The organism is Flavobacterium sp. GW821-FHT12A05 (assembly GCF_058807735.1).
On sequence record NZ_JBXAQY010000001.1, the window covers coordinates 765,038 to 786,891 of the forward strand.

General features: G+C 34.3%; 21 protein-coding genes. 14 read left to right on the plus strand and 7 right to left on the minus strand.

The features are described from left to right. The first annotated feature begins 85 nt into the window (after window positions 1–85). From AC1RRQ_RS03085 to AC1RRQ_RS03100, 4 genes are all read left to right on the plus strand, one after another. Window positions 86–676, plus strand: coding sequence for a TetR/AcrR family transcriptional regulator (locus AC1RRQ_RS03085; protein ID WP_493021318.1), 591 nt, complete (start codon window positions 86–88; stop codon window positions 674–676). 69 nt (window positions 677–745) lie between these two features. After that, entirely contained in the window at window positions 746–1,204 is a 459-nt protein-coding gene (locus AC1RRQ_RS03090) for a hypothetical protein (RefSeq protein ID WP_493021320.1), read from the plus strand. A gap of 2 nt (window positions 1,205–1,206) precedes the next feature. Further along, window positions 1,207–1,518 (plus strand): DUF3817 domain-containing protein, encoded by a 312-nt coding sequence (locus AC1RRQ_RS03095; protein ID WP_493021322.1) that lies wholly within the window; start codon window positions 1,207–1,209, stop codon window positions 1,516–1,518. 5 nt (window positions 1,519–1,523) lie between these two features. Beyond that, complete coding sequence (locus AC1RRQ_RS03100; RefSeq protein ID WP_493021324.1) at window positions 1,524–1,730, plus strand: hypothetical protein; 207 nt, start codon at window positions 1,524–1,526, stop codon at window positions 1,728–1,730. A gap of 52 nt (window positions 1,731–1,782) precedes the next feature. Here the strand turns inward: AC1RRQ_RS03100 and lpxD are convergent, their stop codons facing one another. The 3 genes from lpxD to prfB form a co-directional block, all read right to left on the minus strand. Next, a complete protein-coding gene (gene lpxD, locus AC1RRQ_RS03105) occupies window positions 1,783–2,781 on the minus strand; it encodes a UDP-3-O-(3-hydroxymyristoyl)glucosamine N-acyltransferase (protein WP_493021326.1) in 999 nt (332 codons plus the stop codon). A gap of 329 nt (window positions 2,782–3,110) precedes the next feature. After that, window positions 3,111–3,557 (minus strand): peptide-methionine (R)-S-oxide reductase MsrB, encoded by a 447-nt coding sequence (gene msrB, locus AC1RRQ_RS03110; protein WP_493021328.1) that lies wholly within the window; start codon window positions 3,555–3,557, stop codon window positions 3,111–3,113. Between the two features lie 121 nt (window positions 3,558–3,678). After that, window positions 3,679–4,777 (minus strand): peptide chain release factor 2 gene (prfB, locus tag AC1RRQ_RS03115; protein ID WP_493021330.1). Its coding sequence is split into 2 segments (ribosomal slippage): window positions 3,679–4,713 and window positions 4,715–4,777, totalling 1,098 coding nucleotides; the frame shifts between segments, so codons are not numbered across the junction. A 162-nt stretch (window positions 4,778–4,939) separates the two neighbouring features. Here prfB and AC1RRQ_RS03120 point away from each other — a divergent pair. From AC1RRQ_RS03120 to AC1RRQ_RS03130, 3 genes are all read left to right on the plus strand, one after another. Then, a complete protein-coding gene (locus tag AC1RRQ_RS03120) occupies window positions 4,940–5,806 on the plus strand; it encodes a helix-turn-helix domain-containing protein (RefSeq protein ID WP_493021332.1) in 867 nt (288 codons plus the stop codon). A gap of 79 nt (window positions 5,807–5,885) precedes the next feature. Next, window positions 5,886–6,644 (plus strand): SDR family NAD(P)-dependent oxidoreductase, encoded by a 759-nt coding sequence (locus tag AC1RRQ_RS03125; protein WP_493021334.1) that lies wholly within the window; start codon window positions 5,886–5,888, stop codon window positions 6,642–6,644. A gap of 284 nt (window positions 6,645–6,928) precedes the next feature. Continuing rightward, window positions 6,929–7,948: a threonine aldolase family protein gene (locus AC1RRQ_RS03130; protein ID WP_483095360.1), complete on the plus strand. Its 1,020-nt coding sequence runs from the start codon at window positions 6,929–6,931 to the stop codon at window positions 7,946–7,948. Between the two features lie 149 nt (window positions 7,949–8,097). On the opposite strand, the gene AC1RRQ_RS03135 is transcribed toward AC1RRQ_RS03130, so the two are convergent. Beyond that, complete coding sequence (locus AC1RRQ_RS03135) at window positions 8,098–8,418, minus strand: YbaB/EbfC family nucleoid-associated protein (RefSeq protein WP_493021336.1); 321 nt, start codon at window positions 8,416–8,418, stop codon at window positions 8,098–8,100. Between the two features lie 148 nt (window positions 8,419–8,566). On the opposite strand from AC1RRQ_RS03135, the gene AC1RRQ_RS03140 reads away from it, so the two are divergent. From AC1RRQ_RS03140 to AC1RRQ_RS03155, 4 genes are all read left to right on the plus strand, one after another. Continuing rightward, window positions 8,567–10,627, plus strand: a complete 2,061-nt coding sequence (locus AC1RRQ_RS03140; RefSeq protein ID WP_493021338.1) for a S9 family peptidase — start codon at window positions 8,567–8,569, stop codon at window positions 10,625–10,627. A 70-nt stretch (window positions 10,628–10,697) separates the two neighbouring features. Further along, on the plus strand, window positions 10,698–11,738 hold the full coding sequence (capA, locus tag AC1RRQ_RS03145; protein WP_493021340.1) for a cysteate synthase: 1,041 nt from the start codon (window positions 10,698–10,700) through the stop codon (window positions 11,736–11,738). Window positions 11,739–12,098: 360 nt separating this feature from the next. Beyond that, entirely contained in the window at window positions 12,099–13,013 is a 915-nt protein-coding gene (locus AC1RRQ_RS03150; RefSeq protein WP_493021342.1) for a LamG domain-containing protein, read from the plus strand. Between the two features lie 338 nt (window positions 13,014–13,351). Beyond that, on the plus strand, window positions 13,352–14,248 hold the full coding sequence (locus AC1RRQ_RS03155; RefSeq protein WP_493021344.1) for a LamG domain-containing protein: 897 nt from the start codon (window positions 13,352–13,354) through the stop codon (window positions 14,246–14,248). 270 nt (window positions 14,249–14,518) lie between these two features. Here AC1RRQ_RS03155 and AC1RRQ_RS03160 read toward each other — a convergent pair whose 3' ends face one another. The 3 genes from AC1RRQ_RS03160 to gcvT all read right to left on the minus strand — a co-directional run bounded on the left by AC1RRQ_RS03160 (window position 14,519) and on the right by gcvT (window position 18,882). Then, a complete protein-coding gene (locus AC1RRQ_RS03160) occupies window positions 14,519–15,232 on the minus strand; it encodes a YebC/PmpR family DNA-binding transcriptional regulator (protein ID WP_493021346.1) in 714 nt (237 codons plus the stop codon). Window positions 15,233–15,513: 281 nt separating this feature from the next. Then, window positions 15,514–17,544, minus strand: coding sequence for a S41 family peptidase (locus AC1RRQ_RS03165; protein WP_493021347.1), 2,031 nt, complete (start codon window positions 17,542–17,544; stop codon window positions 15,514–15,516). A 255-nt stretch (window positions 17,545–17,799) separates the two neighbouring features. Further along, window positions 17,800–18,882, minus strand: coding sequence for a glycine cleavage system aminomethyltransferase GcvT (gene gcvT / locus AC1RRQ_RS03170; protein ID WP_493021349.1), 1,083 nt, complete (start codon window positions 18,880–18,882; stop codon window positions 17,800–17,802). A 256-nt stretch (window positions 18,883–19,138) separates the two neighbouring features. Between gcvT and AC1RRQ_RS03175 the strand changes: the two genes are divergently transcribed. The 3 genes from AC1RRQ_RS03175 (at window position 19,139) to AC1RRQ_RS03185 (ending at window position 21,597) form a co-directional block, all read left to right on the plus strand. Further along, entirely contained in the window at window positions 19,139–19,984 is an 846-nt protein-coding gene (locus tag AC1RRQ_RS03175; protein ID WP_493021351.1) for an NAD(P)H-hydrate dehydratase, read from the plus strand. A 457-nt stretch (window positions 19,985–20,441) separates the two neighbouring features. Further along, window positions 20,442–21,224 (plus strand): HipA family kinase, encoded by a 783-nt coding sequence (locus tag AC1RRQ_RS03180; protein ID WP_493021353.1) that lies wholly within the window; start codon window positions 20,442–20,444, stop codon window positions 21,222–21,224. Continuing rightward, window positions 21,214–21,597 carry a DUF3037 domain-containing protein gene (locus AC1RRQ_RS03185; protein ID WP_493021355.1) on the plus strand — a complete coding sequence of 128 codons (384 nt, stop codon included), beginning with the start codon at window positions 21,214–21,216 and terminating at the stop codon, window positions 21,595–21,597. The genes AC1RRQ_RS03180 and AC1RRQ_RS03185 overlap by 11 nt, the downstream gene beginning before the upstream one ends. The last annotated feature ends 257 nt before the right edge of the window (window positions 21,598–21,854 follow it).

Consider the following 21,854-nt stretch of genomic DNA (forward strand, 5'->3'; position numbering starts at 1 on the left):
ATAGCTATCGGGACTATGTGTTAAGAATTTAATTACACCAATTATTTTTCTTTAATTTGTTTTTTCATACTAATCAGTATTTTTTATGTCAAAAGCAGCAAACACTCGGCTTACTATTCTTCATAAAGCATTTGAATTGATTTATACCAAAGGATATCAAACCACCAGTATTGATGAAATTATTGCAACCACTCAAGTTACAAAAGGAGCTTTTTATTACCATTTTAAAACGAAAGACGAAATGGGAGTTGCGATTATTGAGGAGATTTTGAAACCTACTATGCATGAGAATTTTATAAAACCTACCGAAGTTTCACAAAATCCAACTGAAGATTTTTATAATATGATCTCGTATTTATTGCTTGAAGATCCTTTTTTGCAGGTAAAATATGGTTGTCCGGTTGGCAATTTTACCCAGGAGATGACGCCGTGGAATACTAAGTTTAGTGAAGCTCTGGCTGAATTAGTCGATTTATGGAAATCCACTATTATAAATTCTATCGATAAAGGAAAAGAATCTGGTTTAATTCGAAAAGATGTGGTGGGTGAACAAGTGGCCTTTTTTATCTTATCCGGCTATTGGGGAATTAGAAATTTCGGAAAACTTCAAAATGATAATTCTTCTTATATCACTTATTTAAAGGAGCTTAAAAGTTATTTAAATGGCTTGAAATGAAATTGTTTTTCAAAAACATACTAATTAGTATGTTTTTAAATATATTTGCATTGTCTTAATCAAAAAACAATGTATCAAACTCTTTTAGTATGCCATTCTTTTATAAGGTGGCTCGTATTGGTAAGCTTGTTATATTCTATTTATACAGCTTACAAAGGTTATTCTCAAAAACTTCCATTTACAAGGAAAGATAACCTCGTCCGGCACTGGACAGCTACAATTGCCCATATTCAGCTTATTTTTGGAATATTGGTTTATGTACAAAGTCCAATTGTGAAATATTTTTGGAAAAACTTTAAAGAAGGAATCCAAAATTTAGATGCTTCTTTTTTCGGAATTATTCACATCGCTTTAATGTTAATCGCAATAGTTTTCATTACAATTGGTTCGGCTCTAGCCAAAAGAAAACTTTCTGATGAACAAAAATTCAAAACCATGTTTCTTTGGTTTTCTATTGCCTTATTAATCATTTTTATTGCCATTCCTTGGCCATTTTCACCTCTTGCCAACCGACCTTATTTTAGATAATTATGAAAAATTTACTCCTAACAAATACCGGAAGATTACGAATTATAGGATTTCTTGAAGGAACCTCGCTTTTAATTCTACTTTTTATAGCAATGCCAATGAAATATGTTTTTGAAATGCCATTTTTAACCCGCCCCATAGGAACGGTTCATGGTGCTTTGTTTCTGCTTTTTATTTTTAATACGCTGAGTGTTGGAGTAGAGCAGAACTGGAAATTTAAAGATACAACATGGAAAGTACTTTTGGCCTGCGTAATTCCGTTTGGAACTTTTTATATTGATTCTAAAATTTTAAGCAAAATTAAAAACCAGTAAAAGCGATGATTTTTGTATTCAAAACAAATGTTGACAGCATTTCGAAAGTAAAGAGAGTGACGCCAAAACTGAATCGATTATTTCCAAATTCAAAATGGAATTTTGATCTCGAAGACTGCGATAATATTCTAAGATTTGAATGTAAAGATAATATTATCGAAAAAGTTGTTTTTTTAATGAAAGTAATTGGCTTTGAATGCGAAGCTTTATAAAATAAAAAACATCCGTTTATAGCGGATGTTTTTTTATATCATTTAATTTGAATTATTTCTTAGGAGCGCAAGCAAGTCTTTTTAATGTTGCCCATTGTTTTAAAGCATCACGAGCTTCAACAGCCGGATAACCCAGCATTGTTTTTCCTGGTTCAACATCGCCTATAACACCAGATCCGGCTCCAATTACAGCACCGTCGCCAATTGTAGTATGATCTTTTATTGAGGCGCTTCCGCCAATGATAACACCGTTCCCTAAAGTTACAGAACCTGCTAAACCGCTGTTTCCTGCCATAATACAGAATCGGCCCAGTTTACTGTTATGTCCAATTTGAACTAAATTGTCGATTTTACATCCATCGCCTAAAATTGTCGAACTGAATTTTCCACGGTCTACGCAAGAATTAGCCCCAATTTCGACTCCGTTGCCAATAATTACATTTCCAATTTGCGGGATTTTCACCAAACCTTTTTCAGTACAAGGACGAAATCCAAAACCATCTGCTCCAATTGTTGCATTTGGGTGAATAATACAGTCGCTTCCAACATGACAACGCTCGCGAATAACTGTTCCAGACCAAATAATGGTGTTTTTTCCAATTGTAGATTCGTCTAAAATAGTCACGTTAGGATAAATTGTTGCATTGGCACCAATTTCAACTTTTGGCCCAATATAACAGCCGGCACCAATTTTTGCGCCGTCGGCAATTATTGCGGTTTCGTCAATAGTAGCAGTTTTGTGAATATTACTGCGAAATATAGGAGTAGGCGGGGCAAAAAGGGCAAGAATTTGCGACATGGCCAAATCGGCATTTTTTACTTTAATAAAAGCGCGATTTTCTCCAGGTTCAATCGAAATATCTTCATTAACAACTGCAATTGATGCATTTGAAGTCGACCAGTATTTTTCGTATTTTTTATTTCCTATAAAAGAAATCTCTGAAGTTGTAGCTTTTTCTAATTGCTCTGTTGCGGTAATGCTCTGCGAAGTAGTGCCGTAAATTACGCCATTAATTACTTCATTAATTTCTTGAATTGAATAGGATCTCATTGACAATTTTTAATCGACTTAGGGTTAATTTTTGCCAAATAAAATAAAATAGATTTTAATTACCTAATAAAATTTTTAAGTTTCTTAATAAATATTTAAAATAGAAGTCTAAATATTACAAAATTAACATTTTAACTATTAATTTACTGAAAGTTTTTTAAAGAATAGAATTGCTGTGACTGCATTTTTGAGTGAATTATCTTAAATACGAGCTGTAAGAAAATAAATATTTAATTGTTAAGTAGCTACTTACATTTCTTTTGTTAATTGTTTCGTGTCGTGAAGATTAAAAAAAAGCGATTCACTTTAAAAAAGGAATCGCTTCTAAATTATTCTTTGATTTTTGATAATGAAACTGCATTAATGCAATATCGTAAACCGCTTGGCGGCGGTCCGTCAGGGAAAACGTGGCCTAAATGTGCTTCGCAGACATTGCAAACGACCTCAACACGAATCATTCCGTATGATTTGTCAGCATGATATCCTACGGCATTTTCTTTTACCGGCTGTGTAAACGATGGCCATCCCGTTCCTGATTCAAATTTTTCACTTGCATCAAAAAGAACCGTTCCGCAGCATTTACACTCGTAAATTCCAGGATCAAATAAACTGCATAATTCAGAGCTGAAAGATCTTTCAGTTCCTTTTAAACGCGTTACCTGATATTCTTCGGGTGTTAAAAGCTGTTTCCATTCTTCATCCGTTTTCTCCACTTTTTTATCCGGAGTCGGATTTCCTTTATTTGTAAAATGAATTACATCTGCCCATTTTATCATAGCTGTTTTTTTTAGTTTTCAGTCGCAGTATTCAGTTTTCAGTAGCAGTATTCAGTTTACAGTCACAGTATTCAGTCACAATAAACTGCAAACTGCGACTGTAAACTGAATACTAAAAACTTTATTCCTCTTCCTTCTGTCCCATCATCATTAGATAGGCTTTTAGGAAAGCGTCTATATTTCCGTTCATTACACCGTCGACGTCGCTGGTTTCATAACCTGTACGAACGTCTTTTACTAATTTATAAGGCTGCATTACGTAATTACGAATCTGCGAACCCCATTCGATTTTCATTTTTCCAGCTTCAATATCGGCACGTTGTGCTTGTTGTTTCTTCAATTCAATTTCATACAATTGAGAACGAAGCATTTGCATAGCACGCTGCCTGTTATCTTGCTGTGATCTTGTTTCAGAACACTGAATCTGGATTCCGGTTGGTTTGTGTACCAATTGTACTTTGGTTTCCACCTTATTTACGTTCTGTCCTCCGGCACCGCTTGAGCGAGAAGTTGTAATTTCGATATCGGCAGGATTAATGTCGATTTCGATACTGTCATCAACTAACGGATAAACATAAACAGAAACAAACGAAGTATGGCGTTTGGCATTGCTATCAAAAGGAGAAATTCTCACCAAACGATGAACACCGTTTTCGCCTTTTAAATATCCAAACGAATAATCGCCTTCAAACTCTAATGTCACGGTTTTAATACCAGCAACATCACCTTCCTGAAAGTTAAGTTCTTTTATTTTATAACCATAACTTTCTCCCCACATCATGTACATACGCATCAGCATTCCGGCCCAGTCACAGCTTTCGGTTCCGCCGGCTCCGGCCGTGATTTGAACCACTGCACTTAAACTGTCTCCTTCGTCAGAAAGCATGTTTTTAAATTCGATGTTTTCAATATGCGATTGTGCTGCATTATATTGTTCATCTAATTCTTCTGTAGAAAGTTCCCCTTCTTTATAAAAATCATAAGCAAGCTGTAATTCGTCTGTAAGCGAGACAGCTTTATCATAATCTTCAATCCATTTTTTCTTGTTTCGAAGATTTTTTACAATATTCTCTGCTTCTTTTGGATTGTTCCAAAAATCAGGCGCAAAAGTTTTTTCTTCTTCGTTTGCAATTTCGATTAGCTTGGCATCAACGTCAAAGATACCTCCTCAACGCACCAAGGCGCTCCACAATACCTTTTACTTGTTCGGCTGTTGTCATAAATTAATAAGTAGTTTTTTTGTTTTTTGTAGATATTACGTTAATTTATGTCTAAAACTAATGCGTAATTTCGTTATACAAAAATAAGATTTAGTTTTTAGAATACAGCAATAAATTTAATTCGCTAACAAGATACTTAATAGTGCTTATACACAATAGTTTATGGATAATATAAGTAAATACGATCTGCATAAAAATGATTTTTCGAAACTGCATTTTGAAGTAAACGATGCAAAACCGTATTTAATAAAAAATCTGGATCATGCTTCGATTCCTCACCGACATAGTTTTTATCAAATTATTTGGTTTAAAACAGCAGGAAGACATTATATAGATTATGAAATTATTGATCATCCGGAGAATACCATATTCTTTATTAATACGAATCAAATACATTATTTCTGTCCTGATTCTATAAACGAAGGGGTTTTGTTTCATTTTAATGATTATTTTATTTCTCAGTTTAATCCGGAATTTCTGGAGCGCTTTTCATTGTCTATTTTTAATGAAATTGGAAAACCTTATTTAGTTCTTTCAGAAAATGAAATCGAACGCTTTTCTATTTTTACCACAATTATTGAAAGTGAACTCAAAGAAAATGATCTTTTAATGAAAGAGCAGGTATATGCTGTTTTTACCAGTTTGCTTTTTTTAATTGAACGCTTAAAAAGCAAAGAAACAAGTATTGATTTTAATTTGAATTTAGATTTCAAACTTGCTTATTCATTCAAAGCAGAAGTGTATAAAAACAAACAGTCTTTTTCTAATATTGATTTTTACAGTGATTTACTTCGGACGAATAATAAAAAGCTTACGAGTGTTGTAAAGCAGTATTTGGGAAACACTCCGGCGAATATTATTATCTTCATTAAAATATTAGAAGCGAAACGAAGATTGGCTAACGGGAAATTTTCTATTCAGGAAATTGCATACGATTTAGGTTTTGATCAGCCTACTTATTTTACAAAATACTTTAAAAAAGCGACTGGAATTACGCCCAAGGAATTTCAATCTTCCATATTTCCCTAAAATACCATTTGTTGTCTCGATTTTGCCATTTTAAATGAATTAATAAAAGGAATTTTGCCTTGTTAATTTAAACTACAAAATGATGAAATCACAAGCGTTAATATTAGGCGGAACAACCGGAATGGGAAAAGCTTCTGCCAAGCTACTATTACAACAAGACATAGAAGTAATTATTGTTGGCAGAGCCGATAAGAACTTAGAAACAACAAAGAAAGAATTGGAATCTTTCGGGACAATAAAAACAGCTGCGGTTGATTTATTAAATGAAGATCAGGTAACTAGTTTCGCAGCTTCATTAAAAACAATCGCTCCAAATTTAAAATACTTGATAAACGCCGCGGGATATTTTACCCCGAAACCATTTTTAGAGCATACCAAACAAGATTTTGATATCTATCATCACTTTAATAAGAGCTTTTTCTTTATTAGCCAGTCGGTTGTAAATATTATGAAAGAAAACGGAGAAGGATCGATTGTAAATATTGGGTCGATGTGGGCAAAACAGGCCATAAAAGCAACACCGTCTTCGGCATATTCAATGGCAAAAGCAGGTTTGCATAGTTTAACACAGCATTTGGCAATGGAGCTGGCAGATTTTAATATCAGGGTAAATGCTGTTTCTCCGGCCGTTGTAGTGACACCAATTTATAGTTCATTTATAGAAGAAAGTAAAATCGAAGAAACCTTGCAGGGATTTAATAGTTTTCATCCAATTGGCCGTGTCGGGAAACCTGAAGACATTGCAAAAACAATTTGTTTTTTATTGTCAGATGAAGCTTCCTGGGTTACCGGAGCTGTCTGGGATGTTGATGGAGGTGTTATGGCCGGAAGAAATTAATTTTAGAAGTAATTTTAAAAAGGAGTTTTTCATTGATTTGGAAAACTCTTTTTTTGTATAAAACACTGAATACATAATAAATACCAATTTTAGTAACGGTTAAATAAAATAGTTTCAAAAAATGTAAACAGTTTTTAAATTATTAATGCTAGTTTTATATGTTTTTTACAAATATTACGTTAATTTGGTTATATAGTAATTGACGAGTTAAAATTTATTAAAACTTGCCATCAATAACTAACAGTAATACGTAATTTTGCAGTCCAAAACAGATATAGTTTTATATGGAGATAAATTTAATTAGCGATACCATTACTAAGCCTACGTATGAGATGCTTCAGTATATGTTTAACGCTCAAGTTGGCGACGACGTATACAAACAAGATCCTACGGTTATTGAATTAGAGACAAGAGTAGCCGAATTTTTTGGTATGGAAGCTGGACTTTTTTTTCCGTCAGGAACTATGGCAAATCAAACTGCAATTAAACTGCACACACAGCCGGGTGAACAGTTAATAGCAGATAAATATGCACACGTTTATCATTATGAAGGTGGTGGTGTTTCTTTTAACAGCGGTGTTTCCTGCTGTTTGTTAGATGGACACAGAGGGATGATAAATGCTGCTCAGGTTGCTGCGGCAATAAATGATCCGGAGTTTTATCATAGTCCGCTAACGAGTTTGGTTTGTGTAGAAAACACAACCAATAAAGGAGGCGGTGCTTGTTATGAATTAGAAGATTTAAGAGAGATAAAAAAAGTCTGCGATGCTAATAATTTGAAGTTTCATTTAGATGGAGCCCGAATTTGGAATGCATTGGTAGCAAAAAGACAAAATCCGAAGGAATTTGGAGCTATTTTCGATACTATTTCGGTTTGTTTATCTAAAGGATTAGGCGCACCAATTGGATCTGTTTTGCTTGGAAGTAAAGCTGATATTCATAGAGCGTTGAGAATCAGAAAGATATTGGGTGGAGGAATGCGTCAGGTGGGTTATTTAGCCGCTGCCGGATTATATGCTTTGGCAAATAATATTGAAAGATTGGCCGAAGATCACCGCAGAGCCAAAGAAATAGGCGCCATTTTAAGTACAAAATCATGGATTGCTTCTGTAGAGCCAGTAGAAACCAATATTTTGATTTTCTCATTGGCCGAAGGTTACAGCGATCAGCTTTTAATAGAAAAATTAAAACAGAAAAATATTTTAATAAGTTCCTTAGGACACAATAAACTTAGGATTGTAACGCATCTGGATTATAAGGAAGTGATGCATACTTATGTGGTAGAAATGCTTTCAAAGATTTAGTAAAAAGGTACAAAGGAGCAAAGGCCCAGAGTTACAAAGGTTAAAAAAAAGACGCACTAACTGTGCGTCTTTTTTTTTACTCAAGATTTTCGCAATCAAAAACCTTTGAACCTTTGTCACTCTGAACCTTTGTATCTTAAAAAAAAAGATTATTTAAATAAATTATCCATTCCCGGAATCATCGGCATGTCCATTTTTGCAACAGCGTCAAGTTCTCTTTCGTTAATGCTCGTTGCTTTTTCGATAGCTTTGTTTAATGTTACAACTAAATAATCTTCTAATTGTTCTTTGTCTTCTAAAAGAGAATCATCGATAGAGACTGATTTTATTTTTCTACTTGCAGTAATTGTAATTTTTAATAATCCGTCAGCGCTTTGTTCGTCAATTAAAACTGTATCAAGGCGTTTCTTTGTATCTTCAATTTTTTGCTGGGTTTCTTTAAGTTTACCCATCATTCCCATTAAATCCATTTTTTGTTGATTTTTAAATTATTTCATACAAAATTAGTATATTGCTGTATGATAACAATAGAATATTTTATGAAAAAATTAATTTCGTTCTGTTGTGATTGTAGTATTTTTGCGTCTCCGAATTAAAAACCTAAGCTTAATTAAATCAATGCAGAACGATATACTGGCTCCAAAGGCCAAAGAAATTCCAAAATCATTAAAGAAACATAAAGAAACAAGAATCGATAATTATTTTTGGCTGAATGACAGAGAAAATCCAGAGGTTATCGATTATCTGAATAAAGAAAACGAGTATTACCAAAAAATGACCGCTCATACTAAGGATTTACAAGAATCTTTATATGAGGAAATGAAAGCAAGAATTAAGGAAGACGATTCGTCTGTGCCTTATTTTTACAATGGTTATTTCTATATTACCCGTTTTGAAACTGGTCAGGATTATCCCATTTTCGCCAGAAAAAAAGGAAGCCTTTCGGCAGAAGAAGAAATTCTGTTTAATTGTAATGAATTGGCAAAAGGTCATGCTTACTTTAAATTAGGAGGTTTAAGCATCAGTCCGGATAACAAATTTGCGACTTTTGGGACAGATCTTGTTGGTAGAAGAATTTACACTATCCAAATTAAAAATTTAGAAACAGGAGAAATTCTAGCCGATAAAATCGAGAATGCAACCGGAGGTTCTGTTTGGGCGAACGACAATAATACTATTTTTTATACCAGACAAGACGAAGTTACTTTAAGAGCCGATAAAATTTTCAGACATAAATTAAACACTAATTCAAAAGAAGATGTTTTAGTTTACAATGAAATTGATGACACTTTTAATGTTTCGGTAAGTAAAGAGAAATCTAGAAAATACATTGTAATTAGTTCTGGAAGTACTTTAACGACAGAATACAGAATTTTGAAGTCAGACAATCCGGATGGAGAATTTGAGGTTTTTCAGCCTCGTGTACGCGGACTAGAATATAGTATTTCTCATTACGAAGATTCGTTTTATATCCTGACAAACAAAGACAAGGCGACCAATTTTAAATTGATGAAAACGCCTGAGAATAAAACAGGAAAAAGAAACTGGGTCGATTTGATTCCGCATAGAGAAGATGTTTTATTAGAAGATATCGAGATTTTCAAAAACTATTTAGTTGTAGAAGAGCGTTCAAACGGTTTGAATCATATTAGAATCATGCCTTGGAATGGAGAGCCAGATTATTATCTGCCATTTGGAAGCGAAACTTATAATGCTTTCACAACTACCAATATTGATTTTGATACCGATATTTTGCGTTACAGCTATCAATCGCTTGCAACGCCATCATCAGTTATAGATTTTAATATGACCACTAAAACCAAAGAAATCTTAAAAGAACAACAGGTTTTGGGTGGTAAATTTGATAAAGAAAATTATATTGAAGAGCGAGTTTGGGCAACGGCAAGAGATGGAGTAAAAGTGCCAATTTCGATGATTTATAAAAAAGGACTGCAGAAAAACGGAAAAAATCCGCTGCTGCTTTATGCTTATGGTTCCTACGGAATTACCATGGATACTTATTTCTCATCAACAAGGCTTTCGTTGTTAGATCGCGGATTTGTTTATGCAATCGCTCATATTAGAGGAGGAGAGGACTTAGGAAGACAATGGTATGAAGACGGAAAACTGTTAAAAAAGAAAAATACCTTTACAGATTTCATCGATTGCTCTAAATTTGTAATAGACGAGAAATATACTTCGCCGCAACATCTTTATGCTGAAGGTGGATCTGCAGGAGGACTTTTAATGGGTGTTATAGTAAATGAAGCACCAGAATTATACAACGGCGTTATCGCTCAGGTACCTTTTGTAGATGTTATTACAACAATGCTGGATGACAGTATTCCGCTTACAACGGGAGAATATGACGAATGGGGGAACCCAAATAATAAAAAGTATTACGATTATATGTTGTCTTATTCGCCTTATGACAATGTAAAAGCGCAAAAATATCCTAACATGTACGTTTCTACAGGATTACACGATTCGCAGGTACAATATTGGGAGCCAGCCAAATGGGTAGCCAAGTTAAGAGATTTAAAGACAAATAATAATGTTTTGTTTTTAGATACTAATATGGATGCTGGACATGGCGGGGCTTCAGGACGTTTTGAGGCTTTAAAAGACTTAGCAAAAGAATTTAGTTTTTTATTAGATTTAGAAAAAATTAAAAGCTAATTAGAAATTTTTTGTTAAATTTGCAACCTATCAAGGTTATTTTAAAATGCCTTTGATTAACTATTTTTTTATGAAAGAAGAAATAAACGCTTATAATAATGTTTTAGAGTTAATAGGTAACACTCCACTTATTAAGCTAAATAAAATCACCGAAGAGTTAGAAGGAAATTTCTACGCAAAGGTAGAAGCTTTTAATCCAGGTCATTCCTCAAAAGATAGAATAGCGTTATATATTATTGAAGAAGCCGAAAGAAAAGGAATACTAACACCAGGCGATACCATTATAGAGACTACATCGGGTAATACAGGTTTCAGTTTAGCGATGGTAAGTATTATAAAGGGTTATAACTGTATTTTGGCCGTGAGCTCAAAATCATCTAAGGATAAAATTGACATGCTGCGAAGTTTAGGAGCTAAAGTGTATGTTTGTCCGGCGCACGTTTCTGCAGATGATGAAAGATCGTACTACAATGTAGCAAAACGATTACATGAGGAAACAAAAGGATCAGTTTACATTAATCAATATTTCAACCAGCTGAATATTGATGCCCATTATAACACTACAGGTCCCGAAATCTGGGAACAAACAAAAGGAAGAATTACTCATCTTGTTGCTTGCAGCGGAACCGGAGGAACAATCTCAGGAACAGCAAAATTCTTAAAAGAGCAAAACCCTAATATTAGAATTCTTGGTGTAGATGCTTTTGGATCAGTATTGAAAAAATACCACGAAACAAGAGAATTTGATAACAAAGAGATTTACCCATATCGTATTGAAGGTTTAGGTAAAAATTTAATTCCGTCAGCTACAGATTTTGATATCATCGATAAATTCATGAAAGTGACCGATGAAGAAAGTGCACACTCAGCAAGAGAAATCACTCGTAAAGAAGGTTTGTTTGTAGGGTATACATCTGGAGCAGTAATGCAGGCGATTAAACAATATGCAGAAGAAGGTGAGTTTACAAAAGAAAGTAATATTATAGCGATTTTCCCTGATCATGGTTCACGCTACATGAGTAAAGTATTCAGCGATGACTGGATGAATGAACAAGGTTTCTTTGACAGCGTTAATGAAGAAGAAGCTCAAAAAATTGAATTTGTAAAATAAGATAGAATTATCTCAAAATATTTAGAACTCCATTCGTACTCGAATGGAGTTTTTTTTATGTCTTATGTTTAAGTAGCTGCAGATTTCTTAAAACTAACTTTGGTAAATGTTAAAAGTTTTGATTTGTTTGTAAATAACGTATTTATACGTAGGAAAATAAGTTTTTAATTGAAGTAATTGTAGTGTTTTAATAAAAAATGCTAAAGTATAATAATCTCTTTTAAGTCAAAAAGTATCAAATTTGGTTACTTAAACGATTATTTAGGTCAGTTACCGAAAATATTTTCGACGAACAGCATATTAATATAGATTAGCGGTGTAAAATTAACACAATTAGTTTTAACCCTTAAATCTACAATCATGAAAAAATTACTACTCTCGTTACTGTTTGTAAGTTATTTGAATGTTGCTGCTCAAAATCCAATTCAGGAGTTTAATTTCAATGGGACTTTAAATAATGAATCTAATACAACTTCTTTCATGGGAACAAATGATTTTGTTGCTGATAGAGCCGGAGTTGCAAGAAATGCTCAAAGATTAAATAATAAAGCTTTAGAGGCTGTAATAGATGATCTGCCGCAAGGTAATACAGCTAGAACAGTTAGTATTTGGGTTAAGTTTAATGATATTGCTTCGGCAAATTATATTTGGGGATATGGATCAGCTTATAATGCGCAATATTTTGGCTTGTTACAGCAAGGAACAACCTCATCTAGTTCTGATTTAAGCCTGGCGGGCTGGGGAGCATCAAATGATGTGATTGTTTCAACTCCGCTGACAAAAGGAATATGGTATCAATATACCATTACATTTGATGGTACAGTTTCTAAAATGTATAGAAACGGTGAATTATTAAAATACATAAGCGGGTTAAAACGTTCAACGAAAGGAAATATATTCAGATTAGGTGAAATCAATACAACAGTAGGTATAAATGCTGATATAGACGATTTAAAGATCTATAATGCTGCTTTGACAGACGAACAGGTTTTGGAGTCTTACAATAGCTCAAAACCGCTGATTGCAGCAATTGCAGAAACGTCAGTTGCTGCAAAAGGAGTTAAACCGGCCGCAAAATCTAAAACAAATACAAAACCGGCATCAAGTTCTATAATTGCAAATAGAGATGTAAATGCGGGGTCAAAAAATATCGAAGTGTTTTCGCAAGGGGAGAAAGTGCTGGGGAATAATTCAATGAGTATAAGCGATCTTCCGGAAGGAACATATCTGCTGAAAATAACAAATACACCGAGCAAGAAAATTACTTCAAAATAAGGCATTACTTCATTTTTTAAATAGTTAGTTTTTTATATTTTTTAGTAGCAATCAGGTTTTGGAAAAGTAAAAGGCCTTCTGAGGTTTCAGGAGGCTTTTTCGTGTTTTAATGTTTATGATTTACGAGCTGTAGAATATATACTAAAACACTGCATTTTTAATTTTGTGAGAATTCTGTATTTACATGTAAGAGTTGTTTGGTGGTGCTGAATTAAAATTATAATTTTAACAAAATTTGTTTAAAAAACAGTCAAAATTTAGAGTAATGAAAATTGATTAGAAACTGATTAACAAATAATATACGCCCCAAACTCAATATATCTTATAAATCTATAAATATGGAAAAAATAGTACTTGCTTTGATGTTGGTATGTTTTTTTAATGCTGCTGCACAAAATCCTGTCCAGGAGTTTAACTTTAACGGAAGTTTAGGCAACACTGATAATACTATTTCTTTTTTAGGAACCCCCGTTTTTGTAAATGACAGAATGGGAGCACCAAAAGGAGCTTTACGTCTTACAGGTAAAGCTTATCAAGCAGTGGTTGGAGATCTTCCTCAAGCAAATAAACCAAGAACATTATCTATTTGGGTAAAGTTTAATGCGGTAACATTACCCAATTATATTTTAAGTTACGGTACTGCAGCAAATGCCCAATATTTTGGATTAACACAGCAAGTTTCGTCAGGAGGAAATTCTGAGGCAAGTTTTGTAGGCTGGGGAAGCGGTAATGATGTTACAGCTTCGGTGCCGCTTGCAAAAGAAACCTGGTACATGTACAGCATTACTTATGACGGAAATATTTCAAAAATTTACCGTAATGGAGAGTTATTAAAAGCCGAAGAAGGAATTGTTCGTTCCACCAAAGGCTATATTTTGAGTTTAGGGAAATTAAATACTGCAACAAGTATAAATGCCGATGTTGACGATTTGAGATTGTACAGCGTTGCCATGACAGACGAACAAGTTAAAGAAGCTTATGAAAGTTCAAAACCTGCTGTAGTAGTTAAGGAAACAGCCCCAGTTATAACTACAGCAAAAAAAGCGGTAATTTTACCAGCTAAAGCATCGGCATCGAATGCTTTGCCTTCGTCTCCAAGTGAAACAAGTAAAGGCGGTAAAAATGTTGAGGTTTTCTCTAACGGTCAAAAAGTTATAGGAATCAATGCTTCTAATATTGGTACTTTGCCGGAAGGAACTTATTTAATAAAAGTTACCAATTCAACAGCAAAATAATAATCTCTTTATTTATATCAAAAAGCCTTCTGATTTCAGAAGGCTTTTGTTTTTTTTTTTAGCTGATTACGCTTATTACTATAAATAATACTACTAGTAATATAATGGCGTATCTTGTGATTTTTGAGGCTTGCATAAATCGAAATTTAAATTAGTTTATTCCTATGAATCGCAAATATAAATTTTTATTTGAATTTAAAAAGCTAAAGTTTACAAACAAAAAAAAGCTCTGGAAATCCAGAGCTTTAAAAATGTATAAAAAGAGAAAGATTACTCCTCTTTCATCGTATGATAAACGTTCATAACGTCATCATCTTCTTCAATTTTTTCAATTAATTTTTCAACATCGGCGATTTGAGCTTCAGTTAATTCCTTTGTAATTTGAGGGATTCTTTCGAAACCAGAAGATAAAATTTCTAAACCTCTGCTTTCTAATTCTTTTTGTAAAGCACCAAAACTTCCAAAAGGCGCATAGATTAAAATTCCGTCCTCGTCTTCAAAAACTTCCTCAGCACCAAAATCAATTAGTTCAAGTTCTAATTCCTCAGCGTCAAGACCATTATTTGCAATTCTAAAGTTACAAGTATGATCAAACATAAACTCAACAGAACCCTGAGTTCCCATTGTTCCATTACATTTGTTAAAATAACTTCTAATGTTTGCTACCGTTCTGTTGTTGTTATCAGATGCAGTTTCAATTAAAATTGCAATTCCGTGAGGCGCATATCCTTCAAACAAAATCTCTTTATAGTTTGCAGTATCTTTATTACTTGCATTTTTTATCGCACGTTCAACATTGTCTTTCGGCATGTTGGCTGCTTTCGCGTTTTGTATAACAGCTCTTAATCTAGAATTGGCGTCAGGGTTAGGACCGCCTTCTTTAACAGCCATAACGATGTCTTTACCAATTCTGGTAAATGTTTTGGCCATTGCAGACCAACGTTTCATTTTTCTTCCTTTTCTAAATTCGAACGCTCTTCCCATTTCTAATTTTTAGTTTTGTGATGCAAAAATAAAGGTTATTCCTTATTTATCCAAAATCAATTCTATTCTTTTTTGTACATAAATTTAACCGCAAAGTTCGCAAAGTATTACGCAAAGCATGCAAAAGACAATAATAAGCGATTTGAAAAGAAGATCACAAAGCTTATATGGAATTAACTTTGTCAAAGTTGAAAACTTTGACAAAGTGATAAAAATCTAAAATCTAAAATCTAAAATCTAAAATCTAAAATCTAAAATCTAAAATCTAAAATCTAAAATCTCTACTTCGCTCCATTAAAGTCATTAATAATATTTACCGCTTCGTTTAAGTAAGGATTTGTTTTAAGATTATCCATTTGATATTGGTTAATCGTTTTGTCGTTTGGATAAGCACCCAGTAAAAACTGATTTACCGACGAATTATAGACATCCAGCGGATTATTCTCATCATTAAAAGTATTGATTTCTGTCCAAAGCGAATTCACGATTTTTTTCTGTTTAAAAACGGCGTCCAGAGTCATCGGAATTTCGGCTTTGGGAGTATTCACCAGCTGATCAATTTTTAGATTGATCTTTTTAATGTCGTTGAAATAGTAATTATCAGCAAGGCGTAAAGAACTGTTTTTAGCCAGTTTATCAATCAAACTGCGTTTTACATACGTTCTGTATTTTAAGAACGGTTCAATGCTGTCATTTTTCATTGCAGTAGGGAAATCACTTTCCTTTTGGTACACATCTTCATAAAATTCCGGAAGAACAACATCTGGAGTTACCCCAATATATTGATGACTTTTACCCGTAACGCGGTAGAATTTATTAATTGTAATTTTTAAGAAATCAGTATCCTTATGTTCGTCAAGCGAAAGAATTGTCTGCATTGTAGCCTTTCCAAGCGTACTGCTCCCTAATAAAAGCGCGCGATTATAATCTTGCATTATAGAGGAGAAAAATTCACTTGCCGATGCCGTATTACTATTTACCAAAACCACAATAGGGCCTTTGTAAATCAATCCTTTATAAGGATCATTTATAACTGATTTTTCATCGGTATGATCCACCACAATCGAAATTGGACCATAATCAATAAACATCCCGGCTAGTTTTATCGCTTCTTCCATCGAACCGCCGCCGTTATCAATTAAGTCAATTACCAAACCTTTGATATTGTCCCTTTCCAGTTTAATCACTTCGCGGGCAACATCATCGGCGCAGCCTTTTCTGCTTTTTCCATCTAAATCAGCGTAAAAACTCGGGATTTTGATGTATCCAATTTTACTTTCTTTGCCAATAATAAAACTGAAAACCGAATTTTCTTCGTCTTTCATGACCTGCTTTTCGATAAAAACCTCAAAGCTTTTGCCTGAGTTTCTTTTCAGTGTAAGCGTAAGACTTTTATTCGCCTCAGATAAAATCATGGTCGAAATAGATTCTAATGAAGCGCACGAAACCTGAAGCGTTTCTTTTTGGTTGGAAACCGAAATAATCTGATCGCCTTTTTTTATTTGCCCCGTTTGATACGCAGGCCCATTCGGATCAATTTCATGCACAATAATTTCGTTTTTTTCATTTAAATTAACCGTCATTCCCAAAGACAAATGCTCTTTAGACAGCGAGGCCACAAAACTCGATTTAGAATCATTACTAAAGTAAGCCGTATGCGGGTCAAAATAAGTACAAAAGAAATTATAGAAGTTTTCATCCTGTTTCGTTTTCGTCTCTAAAAGCGTACTGATGCGGCATATTTCATTCGAAAGAATCAATTTCTTTGATTTGGCTTCAATCGAATTATAGTTTGATTTAATAGAATCCAGATTGTTGCTTACTTCGGCTATATCATCGAGAATCTGATAGCGGAGTTTTTTACGCCATACTTTTTCAAGATCTTCTTTCTTAAGGTAAAACGGAAATGATTTTTTATAAAACCGAATCGTATCTTTCTTAGTATAATCAAAAGCAGTCGCCTGAATTTTTTCCAGAACAGCTTTTGTTCTAATCAAAGCGTTTACATATTTGGCTGTAATATCAGTTAAAAAACTACAATCATTCTCCAGTATTAAATCGTCTAAATTTAAACGATATTTGTCAGCCATTTCGTCGTATTCAGTTTTAAAGAAGAGGTTTCTCGACGGATCTAACTCATTCATTAAATTATCAAAAACAAAAACCGATAAACTGTCATCAACTGGTTTTGGTCTTAAATGCTCTGCCTGTATAAGAGCATTTATTTTATTGACTATTTCGCATGTTTCGGCGCTATTTTGACTAAATAGGAAAGAAGTAAACAATAAAAATAACGGCCAAAATTTTCTCATAAAGTTTAATGTCTACAGTGTTAATTAAAGTTACGTTTATTTTTTGAAAACGGTTTACATTTTTTCTAAAATTTCTTACACTAACTACATTTGTTTTAATTAAACAATTTCTGATTTACTTTGATGAAACTTTGCCACGAATTCACGAATTATTATAAAATAATAGGAATAAAAAATTCGTGAATTTGTGACAAATAAAAAATGCGTTACTTGTTAAAAAGTAACGCATTTTCAAAATTTGTATGTCTTTAAAAACTATTTCTTGTAGAAAGGCAATTTTACCACTTTTGCAGCAACATCATTTTTTCTAATTCTAATAAAAATATAGCTGTCAACAGCACTGTTTGCAACAGTTACATATCCTAAACCAATTCCTTTATTCATAGAAGGCGACATAGTTCCAGACGTTACGATTCCTATTACAGTGCCCGAAGCGTCAACAATTTCGTAATCATGTCTTGGCACTGCACGTTCCTGCATTTCAAAAGCAACTAATTTTTTAGAAACACCTTCTTCTTTTTGTTTTTTAAGAGCCTCAGAATTGGTAAAATCCTTAGTAAATTTAGTGATCCATCCTAAACCAGCTTCAAGCGGAGAAGTCGTATCATTAATATCGTTTCCGTACAAACAGAATCCCATTTCAAGACGTAAAGTATCGCGCGCTGCAAGACCAATTGGTTTAATTCCAAAAGCCGCACCAGCCTCAAAAACTTTATTCCAAATCGCTTCAGCATCGGCATTTTTGCAGTAGATTTCAAATCCTCCAGAACCAGTATAACCAGTTGCCGAAATAATTACATCATTAAATCCTGCAAAATCCGCCACTTCAAAATGATAATAAGTAATCGCAGACAAATCTACAGAAGTCAAAGCCTGCATAGCCTCAACCGCTTTTGGTCCCTGAATTGCCAATAATGAATAATCATCAGAGATATTTTTCATTTCAACACCCAAATCGTTGTGAGATGAAATCCAGTTCCAGTCTTTTTCAATATTCGAAGCATTTACCACAAGTAAATACTCTTCTTCTTTCATTTTATAAATAATCAAATCATCTACGATTCCGCCTTCATTGTTTGGCAGACAAGAATATTGTGCTCTTCCAATTGTTAAAGTCGAAGCATCATTCGAAGTCACTTTTTGAATCAAAGCCAAAGCATTTGGACCCGTTAACAAAAATTCACCCATGTGCGAAACATCAAAAACGCCCACACCATTACGAACCGTTTCGTGTTCAGCATTTACACCTTCGTATGTAATAGGCATGTTATAACCTGCAAAAGGCAGCATTTTCGCTCCCAAACTCTCATGTATGTGCGTAAGCGCAGTATTTTTCATTGTGTTGTTTTATAAAATTGTTTTGCAAATCTATTCAAAAAATATCTAATTTAAATGTCCGAAATTATAAATTTCGCAATAATTAGGAGCTATTTCCTGCTATCCGCTGTATTCCCGATAAACAAAAACTACGGCTAAAAAGCCTTGTTTTTCTAAATCGGGAGATGCCGCTTCTATCAGGGCTAGGACTCAGCGGTTACAATAAACATTCGTGCTTTTAATTTTTTATGTAACTTTATTATATAAAAGATGCCAGATGAAGTCTCCCTATTTAATCACAAAAGAAGAAATCTTAAAAATTTACAAACCCGTAAATCCGCATACACATAAAGGAATTCAAGGCCACGCTGTAATTATTGCCGGGAGTTACGGAAAAATAGGAGCAGCCGTTCTGGCCTCAAAATCCTGTTTAAAATCTGGATGCGGACTCGTAACCACTTTTACGCCCAAATGCGGTTATCAAATCCTTCAAATCTCTATTCCCGAAGTAATGACTGTAACAGATGAAAACACCAATTTTATCACCAATATTCATTTGCCATTACTACCGCAAGCAGTTGGAATAGGGCCGGGAATAGGAAAGGAGCTGGGTACACAAAAAGCGCTATTCGAATTTCTAAGAATCAACAAAGCGCCTTTAGTTCTGGATGCAGACGCATTGAATATTTTATCAGAAAACCAATCCTGGTTAGAATTAGTCCCGGAAGATACCATCTTAACACCTCATCCTAAAGAACTCGAACGTTTGATAGGTAAATGGAATTCGGAATCAGAAAAATTTCAAAAAACAATCGCCTTTTCAGAAAAATATAAAGTCATTATTGTCATGAAAGGCGCGCCAACATTTATCATCAACAGAACTTCCGTCTATGAAAATACAACCGGAAACGCAGCATTGGCAACTGCAGGAAGCGGCGACACCCTAACCGGAATCATCACAAGTCTGCTCGCGCAAGGCTACGAACCAAAATACGCCTCAAAACTAGGCGTCTATCTCCACGGATTAACTGCTGATATTGCTTTAGCCAAAACAGGTTATGAGTCTTTTACGGCTTCTACCATTACTAAGTATTTAGGAAAAGCGTTTTTGAGTTTAGTTTAACCGCAAGGTTTATTTTAACGCAAAGTTCGCAAAGGTTTTTCGCAAAGTTCGCAGAGTTTCTAAATAATGCTTTGCTTTTTGAGCTCTCAAAGCAGTATTCCCATTTTTTGTCATCCTGAGCGAAGTCGAAGGACCGCAAAGATATTCCTCAATGTTTAGTTTCTTTGTCGAGCTACTTGTGTCTCTTCGACTTCGCTCAGGGTGACAAGCTGAATCAAATAATATATAAGTTAAACTTTGTGAACTTAAAAAAGCAAAGCAAACTCAAAAAAAACTCTGCGAACTTTGCGTATCCTGATATCTATCGGGATTGTGCTCTCTGCGTTAAAAATCTCACCCCAATAAAAAAATCTAAAATCTACTCTCTAAAATCTAAAATCAAAAATTGTAAGTTTGTAATGTCAAAGATTAGAAACTTAGCTACTCAGTTTCTTAGCATCTTTGAATCTTTAAAAAAATGAAAAACAACTTCGATCTCAGAACGGTAAATGTTACCCGTTACATCACGCCACTGCGCGAAGGCGGTTCTTTACCCGCTTTGGCAGAAGCCGATGACGATTTTAAATACGTATTAAAATTTAGAGGTGCCGGACACGGCGTAAAAGCCCTTATAGCCGAATTAGTAGGCGGACAAATAGCAAAAGCCTTAAAACTCCAGCTTCCGGAATTAGTATTTGCTAATCTCGACGAAGCCTTTGGAAGAACCGAAGCCGATGAAGAAATTCAGGATTTACTGCAAGGAAGTCAGGGATTAAACCTGGCGCTTCATTTCTTGTCAGGCGCGATTACTTTTGATCCCGTAGTAACGACGGTCGATGCAAAATTAGCCTCGCAGATTGTCTGGCTGGATGCATATATAACCAATGTAGACAGAACTTTTAAAAATACCAATATGCTGATCTGGCATAAGGAATTGTGGTTAATTGATCATGGTGCCTCCTTGTATTTTCATCATTCCTGGAACAACTGGGAACAGCATGCTAAAAGTCCGTTTGCATTAATAAAGGACCACGTTTTACTGCCTCAGGCTTCACTTTTAAAAGAAGTTGACGCCGAATTTAAAGCGCTTTTAACACCGCAGATTTTAGAAGAAATTGTAAATACAATTCCGCTGGACTGGCTTCAGTGGGAAGATACAGACGAAACGCCCGAAGGTCTTCGAAATGTATACCTGCAATTTTTGCAAACCCGATTAAATAATTCAGAAATCTTTGTAAATCAAGCTCAAAATGCAAGATAATCACTTATACGAATATGCTGTGATTCGTGTTGTTCCAAGGGTAGAGCGCGAAGAATTCCTGAATATCGGGGTTATTTTGTTTTGTAAAAAAGCCAAATTTATAAAAGTACTTTTTCATCTTAATAAAGAAAAAATTCAAGCTCTTTCAGCCGATTTCGACATTGACCAATTAGAATGTAATCTAACTTCATTGGAAAAAATCACAAACGGAGCCAAAGACGGCGGCCCAATTGCTCAATTTGAGATTCCGGAGCGTTTTCGCTGGCTAACCGCAATTAGAAGCTCGGCAATACAAACCTCAAGACCTCATCCGGGATTGTGTCAGGATTTAGAGAAAACGATTCAGAGATTGTTTGAGGAGTTAGTTCTTTAGAGGAAAGGTTCAGAGGGACAGAGGCTCAAAGGGACAAAGGTTTTTTAACCGCAAAGAGCGCTAAGAATTACGCAAAGTTCGCAAAGTTTTTTAGGTAAAGCTTTGCGAACTTTGCGTTTGTATTAAGTCTTGCCTATAAAAAATCTTGCGTTCTTTGCGGTTAAATAAAAACCACATAAGAACTATAAAACAATCTAAGCTCAAAACTTAAATAACTTATATCTCTTATATGGTTTTAAAAATAAAAACTAAACTAA

Excerpts from the sequence above, each read along its gene's own strand:
- AC1RRQ_RS03085 (WP_493021318.1), top strand. The coding sequence starts at position 86 with ATGTCAAAAGCAGCAAACACTCGGCTTACTATTCTTCATAAAGCATTT.
- AC1RRQ_RS03090 (WP_493021320.1), top strand. The coding sequence starts at position 746 with ATGTATCAAACTCTTTTAGTATGCCATTCTTTTATAAGGTGGCTCGTA.
- AC1RRQ_RS03095 (WP_493021322.1), top strand. The coding sequence starts at position 1,207 with ATGAAAAATTTACTCCTAACAAATACCGGAAGATTACGAATTATAGGA.
- AC1RRQ_RS03100 (WP_493021324.1), top strand. The coding sequence starts at position 1,524 with ATGATTTTTGTATTCAAAACAAATGTTGACAGCATTTCGAAAGTAAAG.
- lpxD (WP_493021326.1), bottom strand. The coding sequence starts at position 2,781 with ATGAGATCCTATTCAATTCAAGAAATTAATGAAGTAATTAATGGCGTA.
- msrB (WP_493021328.1), bottom strand. The coding sequence starts at position 3,557 with ATGATAAAATGGGCAGATGTAATTCATTTTACAAATAAAGGAAATCCG.
- AC1RRQ_RS03120 (WP_493021332.1), top strand. The coding sequence starts at position 4,940 with ATGGATAATATAAGTAAATACGATCTGCATAAAAATGATTTTTCGAAA.
- AC1RRQ_RS03125 (WP_493021334.1), top strand. The coding sequence starts at position 5,886 with ATGATGAAATCACAAGCGTTAATATTAGGCGGAACAACCGGAATGGGA.
- AC1RRQ_RS03130 (WP_483095360.1), top strand. The coding sequence starts at position 6,929 with ATGGAGATAAATTTAATTAGCGATACCATTACTAAGCCTACGTATGAG.
- AC1RRQ_RS03135 (WP_493021336.1), bottom strand. The coding sequence starts at position 8,418 with ATGGATTTAATGGGAATGATGGGTAAACTTAAAGAAACCCAGCAAAAA.
- AC1RRQ_RS03140 (WP_493021338.1), top strand. The coding sequence starts at position 8,567 with ATGCAGAACGATATACTGGCTCCAAAGGCCAAAGAAATTCCAAAATCA.
- capA (WP_493021340.1), top strand. The coding sequence starts at position 10,698 with ATGAAAGAAGAAATAAACGCTTATAATAATGTTTTAGAGTTAATAGGT.
- AC1RRQ_RS03150 (WP_493021342.1), top strand. The coding sequence starts at position 12,099 with ATGAAAAAATTACTACTCTCGTTACTGTTTGTAAGTTATTTGAATGTT.
- AC1RRQ_RS03155 (WP_493021344.1), top strand. The coding sequence starts at position 13,352 with ATGGAAAAAATAGTACTTGCTTTGATGTTGGTATGTTTTTTTAATGCT.
- AC1RRQ_RS03160 (WP_493021346.1), bottom strand. The coding sequence starts at position 15,232 with ATGGGAAGAGCGTTCGAATTTAGAAAAGGAAGAAAAATGAAACGTTGG.
- AC1RRQ_RS03165 (WP_493021347.1), bottom strand. The coding sequence starts at position 17,544 with ATGAGAAAATTTTGGCCGTTATTTTTATTGTTTACTTCTTTCCTATTT.
- gcvT (WP_493021349.1), bottom strand. The coding sequence starts at position 18,882 with ATGAAAAATACTGCGCTTACGCACATACATGAGAGTTTGGGAGCGAAA.
- AC1RRQ_RS03175 (WP_493021351.1), top strand. The coding sequence starts at position 19,139 with ATGAAGTCTCCCTATTTAATCACAAAAGAAGAAATCTTAAAAATTTAC.
- AC1RRQ_RS03180 (WP_493021353.1), top strand. The coding sequence starts at position 20,442 with ATGAAAAACAACTTCGATCTCAGAACGGTAAATGTTACCCGTTACATC.
- AC1RRQ_RS03185 (WP_493021355.1), top strand. The coding sequence starts at position 21,214 with ATGCAAGATAATCACTTATACGAATATGCTGTGATTCGTGTTGTTCCA.